At 56.4% G+C, this 18,177-nt stretch carries 16 protein-coding genes and 5 tRNA genes; 6 read left to right on the top strand and 15 right to left on the bottom strand.

Going from position 1 to position 18,177, the window contains the following annotated elements; all coding sequences use genetic code 11:
- The first annotated feature begins 39 nt into the window (after positions 1 to 39).
- Positions 40 to 933 carry an EamA family transporter RarD gene (rarD, locus tag ACH1XZ_RS21745; RefSeq protein ID WP_395597132.1) on the top strand — a complete coding sequence of 298 codons (894 nt, stop codon included), beginning with the start codon at positions 40 to 42 and terminating at the stop codon, positions 931 to 933.
- Positions 934 to 1,027: 94 nt separating this feature from the next.
- Here rarD and corA read toward each other — a convergent pair whose 3' ends face one another.
- The 8 genes from corA to lptM form a co-directional block, all read right to left on the bottom strand.
- Entirely contained in the window at positions 1,028 to 1,978 is a 951-nt protein-coding gene (gene corA / locus ACH1XZ_RS21740; protein WP_035896467.1) for a magnesium/cobalt transporter CorA, read from the bottom strand.
- Between the two features lie 149 nt (positions 1,979 to 2,127).
- Positions 2,128 to 2,184: a YsgD/CorL family protein gene (ysgD, locus tag ACH1XZ_RS21735; RefSeq protein ID WP_368301982.1), complete on the bottom strand. Its 57-nt coding sequence runs from the start codon at positions 2,182 to 2,184 to the stop codon at positions 2,128 to 2,130.
- A gap of 147 nt (positions 2,185 to 2,331) precedes the next feature.
- Entirely contained in the window at positions 2,332 to 4,494 is a 2,163-nt protein-coding gene (gene uvrD / locus ACH1XZ_RS21730; RefSeq protein WP_395597131.1) for a DNA helicase II, read from the bottom strand.
- A 63-nt stretch (positions 4,495 to 4,557) separates the two neighbouring features.
- Positions 4,558 to 5,274: a 5-amino-6-(5-phospho-D-ribitylamino)uracil phosphatase YigB gene (yigB, locus tag ACH1XZ_RS21725; RefSeq protein WP_395597130.1), complete on the bottom strand. Its 717-nt coding sequence runs from the start codon at positions 5,272 to 5,274 to the stop codon at positions 4,558 to 4,560.
- A complete protein-coding gene (xerC, locus tag ACH1XZ_RS21720) occupies positions 5,274 to 6,176 on the bottom strand; it encodes a tyrosine recombinase XerC (RefSeq protein ID WP_395597129.1) in 903 nt (300 codons plus the stop codon). The genes yigB and xerC overlap by 1 nt, the downstream gene beginning before the upstream one ends.
- On the bottom strand, positions 6,173 to 6,880 hold the full coding sequence (locus ACH1XZ_RS21715; protein WP_185669768.1) for a DUF484 domain-containing protein: 708 nt from the start codon (positions 6,878 to 6,880) through the stop codon (positions 6,173 to 6,175). Before ACH1XZ_RS21715 ends, xerC begins: the two co-directional genes overlap by 4 nt.
- The gene (dapF, locus tag ACH1XZ_RS21710) at positions 6,877 to 7,701 is read right to left on the bottom strand and encodes a diaminopimelate epimerase (protein WP_185669777.1); all 825 of its coding nucleotides are present in this window, start codon (positions 7,699 to 7,701) and stop codon (positions 6,877 to 6,879) included. Before dapF ends, ACH1XZ_RS21715 begins: the two co-directional genes overlap by 4 nt.
- A 35-nt stretch (positions 7,702 to 7,736) precedes the next feature.
- On the bottom strand, positions 7,737 to 7,940 hold the full coding sequence (gene lptM / locus ACH1XZ_RS21705; protein ID WP_395597128.1) for an LPS translocon maturation chaperone LptM: 204 nt from the start codon (positions 7,938 to 7,940) through the stop codon (positions 7,737 to 7,739).
- 139 nt (positions 7,941 to 8,079) lie between these two features.
- Between lptM and cyaY the strand changes: the two genes are divergently transcribed.
- Positions 8,080 to 8,400, top strand: coding sequence for an iron donor protein CyaY (gene cyaY, locus ACH1XZ_RS21700; protein ID WP_035896460.1), 321 nt, complete (start codon positions 8,080 to 8,082; stop codon positions 8,398 to 8,400).
- Between the two features lie 98 nt (positions 8,401 to 8,498).
- Here the strand turns inward: cyaY and cyaA are convergent, their stop codons facing one another.
- Positions 8,499 to 11,045 (bottom strand): class I adenylate cyclase, encoded by a 2,547-nt coding sequence (cyaA, locus tag ACH1XZ_RS21695; protein WP_395597127.1) that lies wholly within the window; start codon positions 11,043 to 11,045, stop codon positions 8,499 to 8,501.
- Positions 11,046 to 11,462: 417 nt separating this feature from the next.
- On the opposite strand from cyaA, the gene hemC reads away from it, so the two are divergent.
- Genes hemC through hemY form a run of 4 tightly spaced genes read left to right on the top strand, consistent with a single transcriptional unit; the run spans position 11,463 to position 15,559 of the window.
- Positions 11,463 to 12,404: a hydroxymethylbilane synthase gene (hemC, locus tag ACH1XZ_RS21690; protein WP_395597126.1), complete on the top strand. Its 942-nt coding sequence runs from the start codon at positions 11,463 to 11,465 to the stop codon at positions 12,402 to 12,404.
- On the top strand, positions 12,401 to 13,141 hold the full coding sequence (gene hemD, locus ACH1XZ_RS21685; RefSeq protein ID WP_395597125.1) for a uroporphyrinogen-III synthase: 741 nt from the start codon (positions 12,401 to 12,403) through the stop codon (positions 13,139 to 13,141). Before hemC ends, hemD begins: the two co-directional genes overlap by 4 nt.
- 21 nt (positions 13,142 to 13,162) lie before the next feature.
- A complete protein-coding gene (hemX, locus tag ACH1XZ_RS21680; RefSeq protein WP_395597124.1) occupies positions 13,163 to 14,359 on the top strand; it encodes a uroporphyrinogen-III C-methyltransferase in 1,197 nt (398 codons plus the stop codon).
- Positions 14,360 to 14,362: 3 nt separating this feature from the next.
- Entirely contained in the window at positions 14,363 to 15,559 is a 1,197-nt protein-coding gene (gene hemY / locus ACH1XZ_RS21675) for a protoheme IX biogenesis protein HemY (RefSeq protein ID WP_395597123.1), read from the top strand.
- Between the two features lie 439 nt (positions 15,560 to 15,998).
- Here hemY and ACH1XZ_RS21670 read toward each other — a convergent pair.
- The 6 genes from ACH1XZ_RS21670 to thrP all read right to left on the bottom strand — a co-directional run bounded on the left by ACH1XZ_RS21670 (position 15,999) and on the right by thrP (position 18,092).
- Positions 15,999 to 16,075 (bottom strand) — tRNA-Pro (locus ACH1XZ_RS21670).
- A gap of 89 nt (positions 16,076 to 16,164) precedes the next feature.
- Positions 16,165 to 16,241 (bottom strand) — tRNA-Pro (locus tag ACH1XZ_RS21665).
- A gap of 44 nt (positions 16,242 to 16,285) precedes the next feature.
- Positions 16,286 to 16,371, bottom strand: a tRNA-Leu gene (locus ACH1XZ_RS21660).
- A gap of 23 nt (positions 16,372 to 16,394) precedes the next feature.
- Positions 16,395 to 16,470, bottom strand: a tRNA-His gene (locus tag ACH1XZ_RS21655).
- 57 nt (positions 16,471 to 16,527) lie between these two features.
- A tRNA-Arg gene (locus tag ACH1XZ_RS21650) sits at positions 16,528 to 16,604 on the bottom strand.
- Between the two features lie 102 nt (positions 16,605 to 16,706).
- Complete coding sequence (gene thrP, locus ACH1XZ_RS21645) at positions 16,707 to 18,092, bottom strand: bifunctional threonine/serine APC transporter ThrP (protein WP_395597122.1); 1,386 nt, start codon at positions 18,090 to 18,092, stop codon at positions 16,707 to 16,709.
- Between the last annotated feature and the right edge of the window lie 85 nt (positions 18,093 to 18,177).

Below are 18,177 nucleotides of genomic sequence, written 5' to 3'. Positions count from 1 at the left end.
GCGTAAAATTGCGTTACTTTTTCGAAATGGATGTTTCAAATGGATCCCAAACAGACGCGACAAGGCGTACTTCTGGCCCTTGCCGCCTATTTCATCTGGGGCATCGCTCCAGCCTACTTCAAGCTGATTTACTACGTTCCAGCCGATGAAATCCTGACCCACCGTGTTATCTGGTCATTTTTCTTTATGGTGGCGCTCATCAGCATCAGCCGTCAGTGGCCGCAGGTCAAAACGCTGCTGAAGACCCCAAAGAAGATCTTCCTGCTCGCGCTATCGGCAGTCTTAATCGGCGGTAACTGGCTGCTGTTTATCTGGTCGGTCAATAACCACCATATGCTGGAGGCGAGCCTCGGCTACTTCATCAATCCGTTGGTGAATATTTTGTTGGGGATGATTTTTCTCGGCGAGCGTTTTCGTCGGATGCAGTGGTTAGCCGTGGCGCTGGCGATTTGCGGCGTTCTGGTACAGCTATGGACCTTTGGCTCGCTGCCAATCATTGCCCTGGGGCTGGCGTTTAGCTTCGCCTTCTATGGGCTAGTGCGTAAGAAAATCGCCGTCGATGCGCAGACAGGTATGCTGTTTGAGACGCTCTGGCTGCTTCCCGTGGCCGCGATTTATCTCTTCGGCATCTCCGATAGCGCCACCAGCCACATGGGCAGCAACCCCTGGTCGCTGAACCTGCTGCTGATTGCCGCAGGCGTCGTGACGACTATCCCACTGCTGTGCTTTACCGGCGCGGCAACGCGTCTGCGCCTGTCAACGCTGGGCTTTTTCCAGTATATCGGCCCGACGCTGATGTTCCTGCTGGCGGTGACGTTCTACGGCGAAGTGCCGGGTGCGGATAAGATGGTGACCTTTGCGTTTATCTGGGTCGCGCTGGCGATATTCGTGATGGATGCGATTTATACGCAGAGACGAGGACGTCGGAGCTAAAAGACAATGCCGGATGGCGGCTGCGCCTTATCCGGCCTACATTGATGTGCTGTTGTAGGCCGGATAAGCGAAGCGCCATCCGGCACAGCCACAACTACAGCCAGTTCTTGCGCTTAAAGTACAGGTACGGCGCAAGCCCTGCCAGGATCATAAAGATAATCGCCCCAGGATAACCAAAACTCCATCTCAGCTCCGGCATAAACTCGAAGTTCATCCCATAGCTCGACGCCACCAGCGTTGGCGGCAGGAACACTACCGATACCACCGAGAAGATCTTGATGATGCGGTTCTGCTCGATGTTGATAAAGCCCATCGCCGCCTGCATCAGGAAGTTAACTTTCTGGAACAGCGATTCGTTGTGCGGCAGCAGAGATTCGATATCTCGCAGGATTTCTCGCGCCTGCTCAAGCTGATTCGCTGGCAAACGAGCCTTACGTACCAGGAAGTTCAACGCACGCTGGGTATCCATCAGACACAGGCGTACCTTCCAGCCGATATCTTCCAGTTCAGCCAGCGTCGAGAGCGCTTCGTCATACTCGTCGCCCTGGTGCCCTTCCATAATAACGCGGCTCAGCTTTTCGAGATCGCTGTAGATGTTTTCGATTTCATCCGCCAGCTGTTCGATTTTGGTTTCAAACAGGTCGAGCAGCAGCTCGTAGGCGTTACCGTCCGCCATCTCCTGATTACGCGCACGCATGCGGTAAAGGCGGAATGCCGGCAGCTCGCGTTCACGCAAGGTAAACAGACGCCCTTCGCGGATGGTGAATGCCACGGTGGAGTTACCCGCGTGATCGTCCGCATCTTCATAAAAGAAGAAGGAGTGAATATGCAGGCCGTCTTCGTCTTCAAAAAAACGTGCGGATGCTTCGATGTCTTCCAGTTCGGGGCGCGTGGCCAGGTTCTGGCCCAAATCCTTTTGCACACGGTTTCGTTCGTCGTCGTCAGGCTCGACTAAATCAACCCAGACCGAGCTGGCAAGATGATCGATCTCATCCGCCTCAAGACGCGTTAAACGATTGTTTTCCAGTTGAAATGCGCTCAGCATGACCGGGACTCCCAATGCAAAAAATTATCGGACAGCCGGTGGGCACACAGAAACTACAGGGGTTTCAGACCATTAAACAGCCTGACTCAATGCGACGGGAAATACGAGTCGCTGACAACCGCTAAGGCTATCAGCATAAGAGGATAGCCTTAGGAGTTGTTCCTGAATGACAGGAAGGTGAGCCAGCATCTACTGGGTGTGTCCAAGGCTTTGTCCTCTTAGCGTAATCGTGCGCGCATGTTACGCCAGCAAAAAAACGCCGTCAACACGCAACGAAACGCTATCCGGGATTAATTACCTTCTGTTCAGTAAGGCTAGCATATCGTTACAAAATAATGATATTTTTCTGAAAGTTATACCGTTTCCAGTCTGGCGTAGGCTGCCACCAGCCATTTAATTCCTTGCCCCTGAAACGCTACCTGCAAACGGCTATGTTCGCCGCTGCCTTCCAGGTTGACGATGGTCCCTTCACCAAACTTCGCGTGACGTACGCGCTGGCCGAGTTTATAGCCGGTATCATTCTCCGCCATTGGCGTGCCCATCCGCTGATGGCTCACCGGACGGCTGACCGTAGCGCGAAGACGAACCTCCTCCACGCAGGCTTCCGGCAGCTCGCCGATAAAGCGCGACGGACGGTGATACACCTCTTTGCCGTACAGGCGGCGCGTTTCGGCGTAGGTCAGCGTCAGCTTTTGCATGGCGCGGGTGACGCCAACATAGGCCAGACGGCGTTCTTCTTCCAGGCGACCGCCTTCATCCAGCGACATCTGGCTCGGGAACATCCCTTCTTCCATGCCGACGATAAACACCTGCGGGAACTCCAGGCCTTTCGCCGAGTGCAGGGTCATCAGCTGTACCGCGTCCTGCCAGGTGTCGGCCTGACCGTCCCCGGCCTCCAGCGCCGCGTGGGACAGGAAGGCCTGAAGCGGCATTAAATCTTCATCTTCTTCGTTGTAGCTGAACTGGCGCGTTGCCGTCACCAGTTCGTCTAAGTTCTCGATTCGCGTCTGGCCCTTCTCGCCTTTTTCCTGCTCGTACATCATGCGCAGGCCGGAGTCTTTCACCACGCGGTCGGTCTGCACGTGCAGCGGCATATCGGCCGTTTCCTGCGCCAGCGCGTCGATAAGCTCCATAAAGCGCTGTAAGGCGCTCGCGGCGCGACCGGCAAGGGCTTTCTCCTGCAGCAGCTCGCGGCAGGCCTGCCACAGCGTTAGCTGGCGGTCACGCGAGGTCTGGCGCACCACGTCGAGCGTGCGATCGCCAATACCGCGGGTTGGCGTATTCACCACACGTTCAAACGCCGCGTCATCGTTACGGTTGGCGATAAGACGCAGATAGGAGAGCGCGTCTTTGATTTCCTGACGTTCGAAGAAGCGCATACCGCCGTAGATACGGTACGGCATGCTGGCCTGTAGCAGCGCCTCTTCCAGCACGCGCGACTGGGCGTTGCTGCGATAGAGGATGGCGCATTGCGTCAGCGCGCCGCCGTTGTCCTGCCAGGTCTTGATGCGGTTCACCACAAAGCGCGCTTCATCGAGTTCGTTAAACGCGCAGTAGAGTGAAATCGGTTCGCCATCGGCGCCATCGGTCCACAGCTTTTTGCCCAGACGCCCGTTGTTGTTTTCAATCAGGGCGTTCGCAGCGCTGAGGATATTGCTGGTTGAACGGTAGTTCTGCTCCAGACGGATAGTTTCCGCGCCCGGGAAATCGTTGAGGAAGCGCTGGATGTTCTCCACCTGCGCCCCGCGCCAGCCGTAGATCGACTGGTCATCATCGCCGACGATCATCACTTTGCCGGTGTCGCCCGCCAGCAGGCGGATCCACGCGTACTGGATGTTGTTGGTATCCTGGAATTCGTCCACCAGGATATTGGTAAAACGTTCGCGATAATGCTGGAGAATGTGCGGCTTGTTGAGCCACAGCTCATGGGCGCGCAGCAGCAGCTCGGCAAAGTCCACCAGCCCCGCGCGGTCGCACGCTTCCTGATAGGCCTGATAAACCTTCTGCCAGGTCTGTTCAACCGGGTTACCGTAGCTTTGCAGGTGATGTGGGCGCAGCCCTTCGTCTTTCTGGCTGTTGATAAACCACATCGCCTGGCGCGGCGGCCACTGCTTCTCGTCGAGGTTCATCGCTTTGATCAAGCGCTTGAGCAGGCGCAGCTGGTCTTCGCTATCGAGGATCTGGAAATCCTGCGGCAGATTAGCGTCCAGGTGATGCGCGCGCAGCAGACGGTGCGCCAGCCCATGGAAGGTCCCGACCCACATGCCGCCCTGCGAGGTGCCCATCAGCTCAGCGATACGGTGGCGCATCTCTGCCGCCGCTTTGTTGGTAAAGGTGACGGCCATGATGGAGTACGGCGAGCAGTTCTCGACGCTTTGCAGCCAGGCAATACGGTGCACCAGCACGCGCGTCTTGCCGCTGCCAGCCCCGGCGAGCACCAGCATATTGGTCCGCTCCGCCGCGACGGCTTCGCGCTGTTTATCGTTGAGGCTGTCGAGCAGGTAAGAAACGTCCATTGGCACCGCCGGAAAAAAAGAGTCCCAGAAATACACTGGGAATTTATACAGAGTTGCTTACGATTATATCAGCGAGGTCAGAGATGCCAACCGGGAAATCTCGACATGCGGCAACAAACGGCTGTCTGCGGTTTGCATCAGATCGGCATTTTCCGGTTTGATCCAGCAGGCTTGCATGCCGCAGCGAATGGCACCGGCCACGTCGGTGGTCAGATCATCGCCCACGTGCAGGATCTCGCCGAGCGGCACGTTGAGCTTGTCTGCCGCCAGATGATACATATCGGCAAAGGGCTTCGAGCGCCCGTCCGGGCCAGCGCGCAGGACGAACTGAAAGTAGTCGCTCAGGCCGAACAGCTCCGGCTGGGCATTACCGTTGGTGATCGCCACCAGCGGCCATTTCTGGCCCAGTTTCGCCAGCGTGTCGTGGGTTTCCTGCGGCACGTCAACCCGGCTGCGCCACTGGGCGAAATTCGCCATCGCCGCGTCGGCACCGGCTTTGGCTTCCTGAGCCGTCAGCCCGAGCTGACGCATACCGGACTCCAGCGCACGCCAGCGCCACTCGGTGACGTCATGGTAAATTTCAGGCTCTGTCTTTAACAGTTCATCACGCCACTGCTGCAACGTGCGGGCATCGAAGTTAACCAGCGCCGGATGGTAGCCGCGCACAAAGGCCAGCGATTCCTGCATCGTGCGGTCAATCACCGGGCGGTTATCATAAAGGGTGTCATCAAGGTCAAACGTCAGCGCGGCGATAGCGCCCAGCGGCCGATAAAAACGCATTATTTCTCCCGTTTGGCGCGCGGATGCGCCGCATCGTACACCGAGGCAAGGTGTTGAAAATCAAGGTGGGTATAGATTTGAGTGGTGGACAGGTTGGCGTGGCCCAGCAGTTCCTGCACGCCGCGCAGGTCACCGCTCGATTCGAGCATATGGGTGGCAAACGAGTGGCGCAGCTTATGGGGATTAACGTGGCTGTTCAGCCCCTGCTTGATACCCCATTCCGCAAAGCGCTTTTGCACATTACGCGCCGAAATACGCTTGCCGAGCTTCGAGAGAAACAGCGCGTCCTCATCGCTGCCGAACAGCCCGCGCAGGTCGAGCCAGTGCTCAATCCACGTCACCGCGTTGCGGCCAATCGGCAGGCGGCGCTCTTTGCTGCCTTTCCCCATCACCCACACTTCGCCGGTATCGAGATCCAGATGTTTAATATCCAGATTCACCAGTTCAGAAAGACGTAGGCCCGCGCCGTACATCACCTCCAGCATGGCGCGGTCGCGCACCGCCAGCGGGTCGTTGAGATCGATATCCAGCAGGCGGTTAACGTCATCAACGTCGATATTTTTGGGTAGATGGCGCGGCGCTTTCGGCGCGGCGATGCCTTTTGCCGGGTTCGCCGGAAGCTCGCCCTGACCCACCATCCAGTCAAAGAAGCTACGCAGCGCCGACAGGCGTAGCGCCAGGCTTGCGGCACCGAGCCCTTTGCGGCGGCTACGAGTCGCAACACTGCGCACCATCGCAGCATCACATTGTTGCCAATTCTGTAGGCCCATTCCTTCGACCAGTTCAATAATGGCATCAAGCTGACGCTGGTAATTGAGGAGCGTGATGGGGCTAAGCTGGCGTTCTACGCCCAGATAGCGCAGAAAGCGGGTAACGGCTTGCCCTAGCTCGGTACTGGTCATACGCGCTCGATCCAGCGTTCCAGCAGGCCCGGCAACATCAGGGCGATTTCCTGCAGCAGCTGTGTACCCTGCCCCGGCTGATAGTGGTGCGGGTCGCGGCTGCTAAAGAGGATCACGCCTAAATCGCCGTCGCTGCCCATCATCGACATCGCCACCGATCCTACGGCTTTCGCTTCAGGAAGCACCAGCAGCAGTTCGGGGCCGTTGAGGGGACCAAGATAGTGGTTGGCCTGGCCTAAGCGCTGAATGCGCAGCGGCTCAAAGGCCTGACGGGAAAGCACCAGATCGGTATGCCTGGAAGGTGCGCCAAGGCGCCAGCGGTCGGAGAACAGCCGCAGCGATGCGCCCGCCAACCCCAGCTCGCGCGCCCAGCGATGGAAACGCAGCAGGAGATCGTCCAGGCTTTCCGCGCAGGCCAGTCGATTTTGCAGATGCAGCAAGCGATAAAACAGGCTTTCGTTAGCCGTCGCCTGCTCCATCAGCTGGCTCATGTTCTCTTCCAGCATAGCAATGTAGTTGCGCGAACGCGCCATGTGCCACTCGACCAGTGACACCATGCCCCGCACCGGGTGCGGGACGCGCATTTGCTCAACGACTGCGGCATTACGAATAAAGAATTCAGGATGTTGCAACAGATAATCCACGACCGCGCCATCATTCAGCGTGGTGAGAGCGTCCTGCTGTTCTTCCCCGACGTGTTTCATAAGTGAATAAATCCGTCATAGACATGTGCCGCCGGGCCAGTCATAAACAACGGTTGGCCCGGGCCTTTCCAGGCGATATCAAGTCGCCCGCCCGGCAGTTCCACGCGCACCTCTTCCGCCAGCAAGCCCTGCTGGATGCCAACGGCAACCGCCGCACATGCGCCGCTGCCGCAGGCCTGAGTTTCACCCGCGCCGCGTTCGTAAACGCGCAGACGGATGTGGTCCCGTTTCACTACCTGCATAAAACCAATGTTAGCGCGTTCTGGAAAACGTTCATGACTTTCCATCACCGGGCCCAGCGTTTCTACCGCCGCGGTGTCGACATCATCGACCTGAATCACGCAGTGCGGGTTCCCCATTGAAACCACGCCGCACAATACTGTCTGCTCAGACGCGCGCATGATATAGGTCTTTTCCGCTTTGTTAGCGCGGAACGGCACCTGAGACGGTTCGAAGTTCGGTTCGCCCATATTCACGCGGACCAGCTCATCGTCGGTCACGCTTAAGACCATACGGCCATTGGCGGTGCTGACGCGAATATCGCGCTTGTTGGTCAACCCTTTCAGGCGCACAAAGCGGGCGAAACAGCGGGCGCCGTTACCGCACTGGGAGACTTCGCTGCCGTCAGCGTTGAAGATGCGGTAGTGAAAATCAAGGTCAGGATCGTAAGGCGGTTCCACGACCAACAGCTGATCGAAGCCCACGCCAAGATGCCTGTCCGCCAGTCGGCGTATAAGCTCGGGCGAAAAAAAGACATTCTGCGTTACCGCGTCGACGACCATGAAATCGTTGCCGAGGCCATGCATTTTAGAGAACTGCATCATCTACTCCATTTGCGCGGAACGGAACGGTAATATTAGTAATTAACCTGCGTCGGGCCGCCGTTATCACCGCGGTCGTTACGATCCGGAGAGCTGCTCTGAATCGGTTGAGTGACGGGTTTCGTCGGCGGAGCCGCCGTTTTATCAGCCGGTGGAAAATAGAGTGGGCCCTTCAGGCCGCAGCCTGCGAGGCTAAATAATGCAAGTAACACTGCCAGCGGTCGAAAAATCTTATTCATTCTTAAGATGCCTGTAGTTCAATGCTTTCTATTTTCTATCATCGCAGGAGAAGGCGCAAAAGCAAGCGTTAAGCACCTGACTGCAACGTGATTTGTTTCACGCTATACTGCCGCCATCACTAAATAACGGGAAACAACAATGAACGACAGTGAATTTCATCGCCTCGCCGATACCCTGTGGCTGACCATCGAAGAGCGTCTGGACGACTGGGACGGCGATAGCGATATCGACTGCGAGATCAACGGCGGCGTGCTGACCATCAGTTTTGAAAACGGCAGCAAAATTATTATTAACCGTCAGGAGCCATTGCACCAGGTGTGGCTGGCAACGAAACAGGGGGGCTACCATTTTGACCTGAAGGGTGATGAGTGGATTTGCGACCGCAGCGGCGAAACCTTCTGGGATCTGCTTGAGCAGGCGGCGACGCAGCAGGCGGGTGAAGAGGTTAGCTTCCGCTAAGGTGGATTGCCGGATGGAGGTGTAAACACCTTATCCGGCCTACAAACGGCACGAAGCGAGTAGGCCGGATAAGGCGGAGCCGCCATCCGGCATCATGATTAAGAGAAATACTGCTGCAACAACGGTGCGTTGTTATTGTCCTGATTGGACGGCGGCGGCACGATAGCCTGGCTGCGGAACGGGATCACCTGCGCGCGCCCATCTACCTTCACAATCTGGTAGAACTGCGGCAGGTTGAAGTTGATAAAGCTTGAGCCATAGGTGAAGCGATCGTGTGATGACGAGTAGAAACGGCTGACGTCGCGCACCAGCTCTTCTTTACTGCCCTCACAGTGGTGATACACCTCTGCGCGGTTGCTCTCGTCAAGAATGTAGATATTAAAGCCCTGATCTTCACCCGACTCTTCGAAGAAGAACTGAATAATCCCTTCGCTCGCGAAACCATCGACCACCTGTGGCAGCTCAACATGGTTAGTCTCAACCTGAACGGAAAGCCCGTGCAGCTTGTTATGTGAGATAGCGCCGTAGAACTCAATGGCGTTTTCCAGCTTCTGCACCGACACGTTCAGACGTTCAAAGAACAGGCCCCAGGTCTGCCCGGAGACGCGCAGCGCTTTAAAGCGGCCGGTTTCCTGACGGGTGCTGGAAAGGCGCAGTTCGATGCACTCGGACACCAGCTGCTGCACGCGAGTACGGATTAAACCGCGCAGGTGCTGGCTATAGCAGAACACTTCGACGCTGTCCGGCGGCGCGGCATCCTGGTGCATTTTCCCGAGGATAGTTTTCAGCGCTTCGATCATCGCCTGCTCGCCGTTAAAGTGCAGCGTACGCACTTCGTTCCACGAGTTGCGATACAGCAAGTCGACGCTACCGACCAGGCATTTCTGATCTTCGCCGAAGCTGAAGATATCGAGCTTACGGAAATCGAAATGCACAACCTGATTGCGGAAGGCCGCCGTCGGGTCATATTCGAGGTTAACAATAATCGCCAGATGGCGAATTTCGCACGGGCTGTAGAGCGCTTTCGGCGTTGGCGCAGGCAGACGCAGCGGGAAGTGGTGCGACACGTCAGCGACCATCTCCTGCAGTTTTGCCAAATCGACAATACCGTTGCCCTTAATAAACAGGCGCGTACGTGAGGTCAGCAGGCCGTTAAACCAAGCCCAGGCCACCAGCTTATTCAGATAGCGGTTATACTCCAGCGGCTGATGGCTGACGATGGACTCCATGTTCGGCGCGCGGTTGTAAAGGTACCAACCCGTACGGTTGGCGCGTCCCGGCGGAACATAGATAAAGGTCAGATTCGGTTCGGACAGGTCCGGGGAGATCTGCGGGTTCACCAGCGTCACTTTACCCGGCAGCGCTTCAAACGCGGCGTACAGCTTACGCGTCAGCACGCCGATATCCTGCGGGCTGGCGGAAACGCTCAGGTTGTTACGACGGGCGAAGCGAATCAGGTTACGGTAGCTCTGCATCATCGCATCGAGCAGCTCGTTGTGCGCTTCGCGGACCTGGTCGATTTTCCAGTTGGCGCGGTTATCGAGCATCGCCAGACGCTCTTCGCTCCAGCCCCACTCTTTCACCAGTTGACCCACCACTTCACGACGCCAGCCAACGCAGGCGCGTTCGCGGCTGAGCTTTTCGCACACCTTCAGATAGAAGCAGCGGCGCACGAGGTCGAGGCGGGTTTCATCTTCAATCGCCTTCAGGTACTCGGTCACGCGCTCCAGCATCATGCAGTAGGCATCGAGACCGAAGGAGACGATCTCGCCATCGTGCAGGCGCTGTTTAATGTCTTTTGCCAGCAGGTGCGTATTTGGGTATTCCCAGGAATAGGCTTCCAGCAGCAGGGTTTTCAGCACCGCTTTATACGGTGAGTCGATGCTCTTATAGAGCTGCCACAGGCTGGCACCGAAGTACTCTTCGGCGGAGAGCGAGCTCAATCCACCGAGGTCGAGCCATTCGTTCGGCGTCAGGACGCCCTGGGCATAAAGGGTCATCACGTAATCGTCGTAATGATCTTCTTCTTCGCCCGGCACCATATTCCACAGAATACGTTTGCCCGCGAGGCGGACCGCCGTGCGGTAAAATTCGTCGAGCAGTAAAATGTGCTGCGTTGAACCGCAGTCTTCGCCACCGAGGCTGCCGCTTTCGTTATGACGGAAACGGTTTTCGTCGATCAGGAAGAAGCTGACTTCAACGCCCAGCGATGCCGCCCAGCTTTCCAGCAGGCTGCATTTGCGCTGTAACAATTGGCGTTCATCATTATCGAGCCACGACTGGTGGCAGACCCAGATATCCAGGTCGGAAGAGCAGCTCTGGCCTACCGATGAGGTACTTCCCATAGAGTAAACGCCGGTAATCGGCAGTTCACCTTTTGCGGAGGTCTGCGGCGGCATGCCGCGGTGCAGCTCGAGCTCATCAAGATAATGGCGTTGGGTTTCATCAGGCGTGTAGAGGCAGATGCCCTTGGGAACGTTACCGTCGAGGTAACCCGGCATCAGCGGATGATGATAATGTAATAATGTCGGCAGTAGACTGTAAACCTGTTGGAAAGCAGGTCCCATGGCAGCAAGCGCGCGATCCACGCGCAGTTGATTGATGGCATCCAGTCTCTGTTTCAGTGTCTCAATATAGAGGTACAAGACATATCGCCTGATGTTCAAAACCTCGACGTATCCTGTCAGAGCGGTACGGAGGTTTTAATATTTCAACAAGAAGAACCGTTACCGTTTTGTGTCCGCCGTTGTGATTATCAAAATTCGGACAAAAAATGGTTTAAAACGTGATCAATTTAACACCTTGCCGGTTGACCGTAAAGAATGTTGCACTACAACAAGTGTAGCATTGAATGCTGCTGTAAACCCCGGCATACGATCATGACAGTGCCAGTAATGAACGGTAAACACAACCCCGTTTATGCTTACCTTTACTGACTCTCAAGGCACGCTTCGTGCATACCCCTTAATTCCCAGCAAGAATTTTTACGAAGACCGTGAAAACTAACATCATTAGGGCAACAATGTTAGGATGGTCAATGGACGATAACGACGGTAACAAGCATGTTAGACAAAGTTTTGAGAATTGCCACACGCCAAAGTCCGCTCGCTCTCTGGCAAGCGCACTATGTACAAGAACGCCTGATGGCCTGCCATCCAGGGCTTACGGTGACGCTCGTGCCGATGGTCACGCGAGGGGACATCATCCTCGATACGCCGCTGGCCAAAGTGGGCGGTAAAGGGCTGTTCGTCAAAGAGCTTGAGCTTGCGCTGCTTGAAAACCGTGCAGACATCGCCGTGCACTCGATGAAAGATGTCCCGGTTGAGTTCCCGGAAGGGCTTGGACTGGTGACCATCTGCGAACGAGACGACCCGCGCGATGCCTTTGTCTCCAATCATTACGCCTGCATGGACGATCTCCCGGCAGGCAGTATCGTCGGCACCTCCAGTCTGCGTCGCCAGTGCCAGTTAGCCAAGCGTCGTCCGGATCTGGTGATCCGCTCGCTACGCGGCAACGTCGGCACGCGCCTTAGCAAGCTCGATAACGGTGAATACGATGCCATCATTCTGGCGGTCGCGGGGCTCAAACGCCTTGAGCTCAACGATCGTATTCGTCAACCGATGTCGCCAGAAGAGTCGCTCCCGGCCGTCGGTCAGGGTGCCGTCGGCATCGAATGCCGTCTGGACGATGAACAGACCCGCGCGCTGCTCGCGCCGTTAAACCACGATGACACCGCCATTCGCGTTCGCGCCGAGCGCGCCATGAACACGCGTCTGGAAGGCGGTTGCCAGGTGCCTATCGGCAGCTACGCCGAACTAAAAGACGGCGAACTGTGGCTGCGCGCATTGGTTGGCGCGCCAGACGGTAGCGAAATGGTATGCGGCGAGCGACGCGGCAAGCCTGAAGATGCCGAGCGTATGGGCATTGAGCTCGCCGATGAACTGCTGGATAGCGGGGCTCGCGCGATTCTTGCCGCCGTTTACGACGGAGATGCCGCCGTATGACCATCCTGGTTACCCGCCCCTCCCCGCAAGGTGAAGAGTTAGTCAGCCGTTTGCGCGCTCAGGGTCGAGTAGCCTGGAATTTTCCACTGATTGATTTCACGCCCGGGCGCGAGCTGAACAGGCTGGCACCCGCGCTGAGTGAACTGCAGGAAGGTGATTTAGTTTTTGCCCTTTCGCAGCATGCGGTGAGCTTTGCACACGCCCAGCTCAAGCAACAGCGCCAAAACTGGCCCACGACGCCTCGTTATTTTGCTATTGGCCGCACCACGGCGCTGGCGCTCCATCAGGTGAGCGGCCTCGATATTCGCTACCCATTAGATCGGGAAATTAGCGAAGTGTTGCTACAATTACCTGAATTGCAAACTATTGCGGGCAAGAAGGCGCTGATTCTACGCGGCAACGGCGGGCGTGAACTGCTAGCCGAGACGCTGACCGCGCGCGGTGCTGATGTCACCCTGTGCGAATGCTATCAGCGTTGCGCCATCCACTATGACGGCGCCGAAGAAGCCATGCGCTGGCAGTCGAGAGACGTCAACACTCTCGTGGTGACCAGCGGCGAAATGCTGCAACAACTCTGGACGCTGATCCCTCTCTGGTACCGCGAGCGCTGGCTGCTCACCTGTCGGTTACTGGTGGTGAGTGAGCGTATTGCAAAACTGGCCCAGGAGTTGGGCTGGCAGGATATTCAGGTTGCCGATGGCGCAGACAACGATGCGCTGCTGCGCGCACTACAATAACTCTCAAAATTGGAAGCCATAATGACGGAACAAAAAGAAAACTCCGCCGTGGTTGAAGAGTCCGAAGATGCGGTGAAAACCTCGCCGCAGCCCGAAGCTCGTAAGCCGGAAAATGCTGAGAAGAAAAATAACGGCGGGAAAACCAGCCTGGCGCTGAGCGCCGTCGCTATCGCCATCGCGCTGGCGGCAGGTATAGGCCTGTACGGCTGGGGCAAACAGCAGGCCGTCAACCAGACGCAGACCAGCGACACCCTCGCCAATCAGCTTATTGCTCTGCAAAAAACGCAGGATGCGCAAAAAGAGGCGCTGGAAACCACGCTTAAACAACAGGCTGAACAGCTGCAGGAAGCCAAAACCCAGCAGGCCGACATGGCGAAACAGCTGGATGAAATGCAGCAGAAAGTGGCGGCTATTTCCGGCACCGACTCGAAAACCTGGCTGCTGGCCCAGTCTGACTTCCTTGTGAAGCTGGCCGGACGTAAGCTGTGGAGCGACCAGGACGTCACTACCGCCGCTGCGCTGCTGAAAAGCGCAGACGCCAGCCTGGCGGATATGAACGACCCGAGCTTAATCGCCGCTCGCCGTGCGATCACCGAAGATATTGCCAGCCTCTCCGCCGTGTCACAGGTGGATTACGACGGCATTATCCTCAAGGTGAATCAGCTCGCCAACCAGGTCGATAACCTGCGTCTGGCAGACAACAATACCGATGATTCACCGATGGATAACGACGACAGCGAACTGTCGGCGTCGCTCAGCGAATGGCGCGTGAACCTGCAGAAAAGCTGGCAGAACTTTATGGACAGCTTTATTACTATTCGCCGCCGCGATGAGACCGCCGTTCCGCTGCTGGCGCCGAATCAGGATATCTACCTGCGGGAAAACATCCGCGCCCAGCTTCTTTCCGCGTCGCAAGCGGTGCCACGCCACCAGGATGAAACCTTCAAGCAGGCGCTGGATAACGTCTCGACTTGGGTACGCGCTTACTACGACACCGACGATGCTGCCACGAAGACGTTCCTCGATCAGATAGACCAGCTCAGCCAGCAGAGCATCGCCATGGACATCCCTGAAACCCTGCAAAGCCAGCCGATCCTGGAAAAACTGATGCAGACCCGCGTGCGTAACCTGATGGCACAGCCTGCCGTTACGTCAGCGGAACCTGCCGCTGCTGCTGTACCCGAGCAGCCAGCCCCCGCCCCAGCACAAGGAGAGTAACCGATGCTAAAAGTTCTTTTACTCTTTGCACTGCTGATTGCCGGTGTGGTGGTCGGCCCGATGATCGCAGGCCATCAGGGCTATGTGCTTATCCAGACGGACAACTACAACATTGAAACCAGCGTAACCGGCTTAGTCATTATCATGATCCTGATAATGGTGGTGCTGTTCGCCCTGGAGTGGATTCTGCGCCGCATCTTCCGCACCAGCGCCCACACGCGCGGCTGGTTTATGGGTCGTAAGCGTCGCCGTGCACGTAAGCAGACCGAACAGGCGCTGCTGAAGCTGGCGGAAGGCGACTATCAGCAGGTTGAGAAGCTGATGTCGAAAAATGCCGACCACGCCGAGCAGCCGGTGGTGAATTACCTGCTGGCAGCTGAAGCCGCACAGCAGCGCGGCGACGAAGCTCGCGCCAATCAGCATCTTCAGCGCGCGGCTGAAAACGCTGGCAACGACCTGATCCCGGTGGAAATCACCCGCGTTCGCCTGCAGCTTGCCCGCAACGAGAATCACGCAGCGCGTCATGGCATTGATAAGCTTCTGGAAGTCGCCCCGCGTCACCCTGAAGTACTGCGCCTGGCAGAACAAGCCTATATCCAGACCGGAGCCTGGGGCTCACTGCTGGATATCATTCCGTCCATGGCGAAAGCCCACGTCGGCGACGACGCGCACCGCGCCGCACTGGAACAGCAGGCGTGGATTGGCCTGATGGACCAGGCACGTGCCGATCAGGGCAGCGAAGGGCTGCGTAACTGGTGGAAAAATCAGAGCCGCAAAACCCGCCACCAGGTAGCGCTACAGGTCGCCATGGCCGATCATCTGATTGAATGTGACGATCATGACACCGCGCAGCAGATCATTATCGATGGGCTGAAGCGCCAGTATGACGATCGCCTGGTGATGCTGATCCCACGTCTGCACACCAATAACCCTGAGCAGATGGAAAAACTACTGCGCCAGCAGATCAAAACGGTAGGCGATCGTCCACTGCTGTGGAGTACGCTGGGTCAATCGCTAATGAAGCACGGCGAGTGGCAGGAAGCGAGCCTGGCGTTCCGCGCCGCGCTCAAACAGCGCCCGGACGCGTTTGACTACGCGTGGCTTGCCGATACGCTTGACCGTCTGAAGCAGCCGGAAGAAGCGGCGGCAATGCGTCGTGATGGGTTGATGCTGACGTTGCAGAATAACCCGCCTGCGTAAGGTGAAGCGTTTATTAAGGGGCCGAATGGCCCCTTTTTTTTGGCCGCGGTGCGGCCCCGGCGGCGCTGCGCTTGGCCGGGCTACGATTTGGGCATAAAAAAACGCCTGCTCCTTTTGGGAGCAGGCGTTAAACAGGTTTAATTCGACAACATAATGGGTGCTTCACTCAACGTAATGTCCATGGTGTCTGATGAGGCAAAAGCGACATCTGTCAGTGGACGATAAGCACCGTAAACGGCTCTGCGTCATTCCTGAGTTTATGAGGCCTAAGGCGAACATAAGAGGTGGAATGAGCATCTACGCGGCGCATTATGTCACAGTCAGTTACTGATAACATCCCCTTTGTTTCACAACGGGATTAATCTGTAGAGGTAATAAAAATAGATGCGATTGGGCGGGGAGAGAAAACAAAAAACCCCGCCGAAGCGGGGTTCAAAATTGGTCGGCGAGAGAGGATTCGAACCTCCGACCCACTGGTCCCAAACCAGTTGCGCTACCAAGCTGCGCTACTCGCCGAAATACTGCTTTTTGAATTATCGTTCAATTCGGTTTTATTCAGAACATTAAGTCTTGAATAAAAAACCCTGCGCTGCAGGGTCTAAAATTGGTCGGCGAGAGAGGATTCGAACCTCCGACCCACTGGTCCCAAACCAGTTGCGCTACCAAGCTGCGCTACTCGCCGATGTACTGCTTTTTGAATTATTAATTCAATTCATTATAAAGTCGTGGTGCGAGGGGGGGGACTCGAACCCCCACATCCTAAGGACACTAACACCTGAAGCTAGCGCGTCTACCAATTCCGCCACCTTCGCAATTTCACAACTCTATCAAATAATGGGGTGGCTAATGGGATTCGAACCCACGACAACTGGAATCACAATCCAGGGCTCTACCAACTGAGCTATAGCCACCACTGCAAACCTCTTACGCGGTCTTTTAGAACCACCGCAGCTCCAGCACCGGGTAAATGGTGCGCCCGACAGGATTCGAACCTGAGACCTCTGCCTCCGGAGGGCAGCGCTCTATCCAGCTGAGCTACGGGCGCTTAGCGCCGTTGCGGGGTCGGATAATACGGACTTCCTCCCCCGCTGTCTAGTGCCTTTTTAAAGAAAATTATCGTTTGCTCATGCTTTGCGCATTTTGTCTCTTATTTCTGCAAATCTTGCACTTCCGCGCCCCTGCTCATGCCAAAAACCTTATAAACCAGCGTCACGATCACAAGGAAAAGCGCACCAACAAACAGCGACATCCGAGTGTCATCATTGAATCCCATACCGATCAGGACGCAAATCAGGAACGCCATGGTCAGATAGTTGGCCCACGGGAACAGAATCGAGTGGAACGGGTGGCTGGCAATCGCTTCTTTGTGTGCACGACGGAAACGCAGCTGGCTAATCAGAATCACAAACCACGGCACCATGCCCGGCAGTACGCTCGCGCTGTACACATAGACAAACACGCGCTGCGGGTTAGGAATGATGTAGTTCAGGCAAGAGCCAATCAGCAGGATAACAATGGATACGCTCACGCCCGCTGCCGGAACGCCGCTTTTGGTGACTTTCGCCATCGCCGACGGCAGTTGGCGGTTTTTCGCCAGCGCGTAGAGCATACGGCCACAGCTGTACATGCCGCTGTTACAGCCGGAGAGCGCCGCCGTCAGCACCACGAAGTTGATAATCCCTGCCGCCGCGGTGATACCGATTTTCGCAAAGGTCAGCACAAACGGACTGCCGTTGGTGCCAATTTCATTCCACGGGAAGATGGTCACGATAACGAAAATTGCACCCACGTAGAAAATCAGGATACGCCACAGCACTTTGCCTACCGCGCTGCGCAGCGTCACCTGCGGGTTTTTCGCTTCACCGGCGGTCATGCCGATAAGCTCCACGCCCTGATAGGACGCCACAACAATACACAGCGCCGTCAGGAAACCTTTCCAGCCGCCAGCAAAGAAGCCGCCGTGCTCGGTCAGATTGCTAAAGCCGATGGAAGTCCCGCCGTTGCCAAAGCCGAAGAAAATCACGCCGAGGCCAATGACAATCATCACGATAATGGTCGTGACTTTAATCATCGCAAACCAGAATTCGATTTCGCCGTACAGGCGCACCGCCGCCAGGTTCGCCAGCGCCACCAGCCCCACGGCAATGAGCGCCGGTATCCACTGCACCATATCCGGGAACCAGAACTGGACGTAGACCCCTATCGCGGTAATTTCCGAGATACCGACCGCCATCCACATAAACCAGTATGACCAGGCGGTGAGATAGCCGAAAAACGGGCTCATATAACGGTGCGCATAAACGGCGAACGACCCGGTCACCGGTTCGATAAACAGCATTTCGCCCATCGAGCGCATAATGAAGAAGACGAATACCCCTGCCAGAATATAGGCCAGCAGCACCGACGGCCCGGCCCACTTCAGGGTGCTTGCCGCCCCCATAAATAGGCCCACGCCGATAGTGCCCCCAAGGGCAATTAATTCGATATGACGGGCTTCCAGACCGCGCTGGAGCTCCGGTTTATTCTCTGCCATAGATCCTCTGTGTTTGCATATATCCGGTCGGTGCCGGTTTTATTTTTTTATAAAAAAATGAGATGTCTGTCGGATACGGATATCA

The sequence above is a fragment of the Kluyvera chengduensis genome (assembly GCF_044197065.1).
GTDB lineage: Bacteria > Pseudomonadota > Gammaproteobacteria > Enterobacterales > Enterobacteriaceae > Kluyvera > Kluyvera ascorbata_C.
This window is presented reverse-complemented; position numbering and strand designations above follow the sequence as displayed.